Below are 2,170 nucleotides of genomic sequence, written 5' to 3' on the forward strand. Positions count from 1 at the left end.
GGCCGGCCCGGACGCCGGGCCGGCCCGTGGGGCGCGTCAGCGGGTGGCGGCGGCCGTGGGCAGGGCCGCGGCGATCTGTGCGGCCAGCCGGTACGGGTCACCGTTCGGGCGGTCCGGGTGCCGGGTCGTGCGCCCGGCCCACTCCGCCTCGAAGGCGTGCCAGTCGACATCCCGCGGTACGGCCTTCCTCACCAGCGCCTCGTCGAGCGACGCGAAGTAGTGCGCCCACCGGGGTGCGTACAGTTCCGAGATCAGGCCGCTCCATTCGCGGTTCGCGTAGTCGTGCAGGAAACCGCCCTCGCTGGTGCCGCGGCGCCCCCACACGCTCAGCAGCGAGCGGGTGTCGTACTCGTACCGGTCCTGCTCGGCCCGGTCCGCGCCCCAGGAACGGGCCCCGGAGAGCCGGCTGCCGAGGAGGAAGGCCGGGTCGGCGCCGGTGACCGCGTCCAGCATCCGCATCCCTTCCTGCCATTCGGCCGTCAGGGCGCGGAAGCGGGTCAGGTCCTTGGCCTCGTAGGCCGCCTTGATCTTCGGCAGCAGCACCCGCGAGTGGTTGGCGAGGGCCTGCCGGGCGGTGTCCACCAGGTCGAACCGGTAGGCGCTGGAGCCGCGCAGCGCCGGATCCACCTTCAGCAGGTGGTCCAGGGCCTTGCGCACCGAACCGGCCGGGTAGCGCATGGACTTGGGGCTCCAGTAGGCCGCCCCCGCCGCGGTCAGGCTCGGCCGGGCCGTGAACAGGCTGTCCTGCGACTCCGACCACAGACCCGAGGAGGTGCTGTACGGCCCCTTGCGGAGCTCCTCCCAGGCGGCGGCCGCCTCGGTGTCGGGGCGGCCGTAGCGGCGGGCCGCGAAAGCGGCGAACCACGCGCGCTGGTCGATCGGCCCGCGCTCCCAGGCCAGATCGGTGAAGAGGTCGAAGGCGGCCGGGTTGGTCCCGGTGGCCTCCGGCAGGTAGGCGATCCCGGCGAGCGCACTGTTGGCCTTGTCCCGCCAGGGCCCGAACCGTTCGATCCACACGGAGCTGTTCGCGCCGACCGTGGTGTGCCCGCCGAAATTGTAGATGGTGCCCATCGCGTACGGAGTTCCGCCCCAACGGGCCTCCCGGTCCAGCCGGTTGTACCGGTCGGAGAGGCCGTCCAGGATCAGCAGCTTCGAGGTGTCCACCCCGGCCAGCAGCTCGGCGGTGGGGTCGTCCTGCCAGCCCAGCACCGCCCACAGCGCCCCCGGGTGGGCGGCGTGCAGGGCGCCCTGGATGGCGCGCGTCGCGGCGCCCACGTCGACGGAGCCGGTCCGGCCGCCCTCGTGCAGCGGGCTCATCCGGTACATCGTGCTGTCCCCGAACACCTCGCGCTGCTCCGCGTAGTATGCGGCGGCCAGCCTCCCGAACACGGGCGAGGCGGGGTCCAGCCAGTCCGGACGGTCGAAGCCCGCCCAGTCGCCCTGCGCCACCGTGGCCGCACCCGGGTTGCGCGCGGCGAAACCGGGCGGCACCGTGCCGAAGTAGCCCGGCAGCACCGGGGTCATGCCGAGCCCGCGGAGCTGTTCGGCGATCCGCCCGCCCAGCTCGGCACGCTCGCGCATCAGGCGCTCGGAGACCGGGCCCCCGAATCCGCTCAGGTTCTGCAGCAGCCACCAGCTCTGGTGGCCGGGGCCGGGGATCCACTGCCGCAGCTCCTCGGCGGAGTAGCCGAACCCCTGGAGCGCCCGGTGGTACGGGTACTCGGCGCCGACCTGCACGAACACCTCGTTGATGCCGTGCAGGGCCATCAGGTCGATCTGCTGCTGGTGCTCCTCGAACGAGCGGTACGGGCCGGAGTACCCGTCGTCGGTGTCGTTCAGCGCGTACCGGTGGGGCACCTGCGCGCCGCGCGTGACCGGCGCGGGGACCGCCGGGAGCCGGCCGGGCAGCATGCCGATGCTGTCGCCGGGCCAGCCGATGTCGACCCCGGCGACGTGCTGGAGGTACCAGCCGACCCCGGTGAGCAGGGTGGCTCCGGTGCTGCCGCGCACGGTGATCGCGCCGGCGGTGCCGGACACGGTGAAGGTGTCGGCGCCGGCGGTCGTGTCGGCCACCAGGGTGAACTGCCCCCAGTGGCACGGAAGGAGCCGTTGCAGGGCGGCCCGCGCGGGCGTGACGTCGAAGGTACGGGCGCGGCCCGGACTCCGGACG

1 protein-coding gene is annotated in these 2,170 nt (G+C 73.9%); it reads right to left on the reverse strand.

Annotated features, from left to right (window positions below):
• Nucleotides 1-36 precede the first annotated feature (36 nt).
• The coding region (locus tag ACWGIU_RS36335) for an alpha-N-acetylglucosaminidase (protein WP_453712345.1) at nt 37-2,170 on the reverse strand (2,134 nt) is incomplete at its 5' end.

This window comes from Streptomyces sp. NPDC054840 (genome assembly GCF_053611065.1).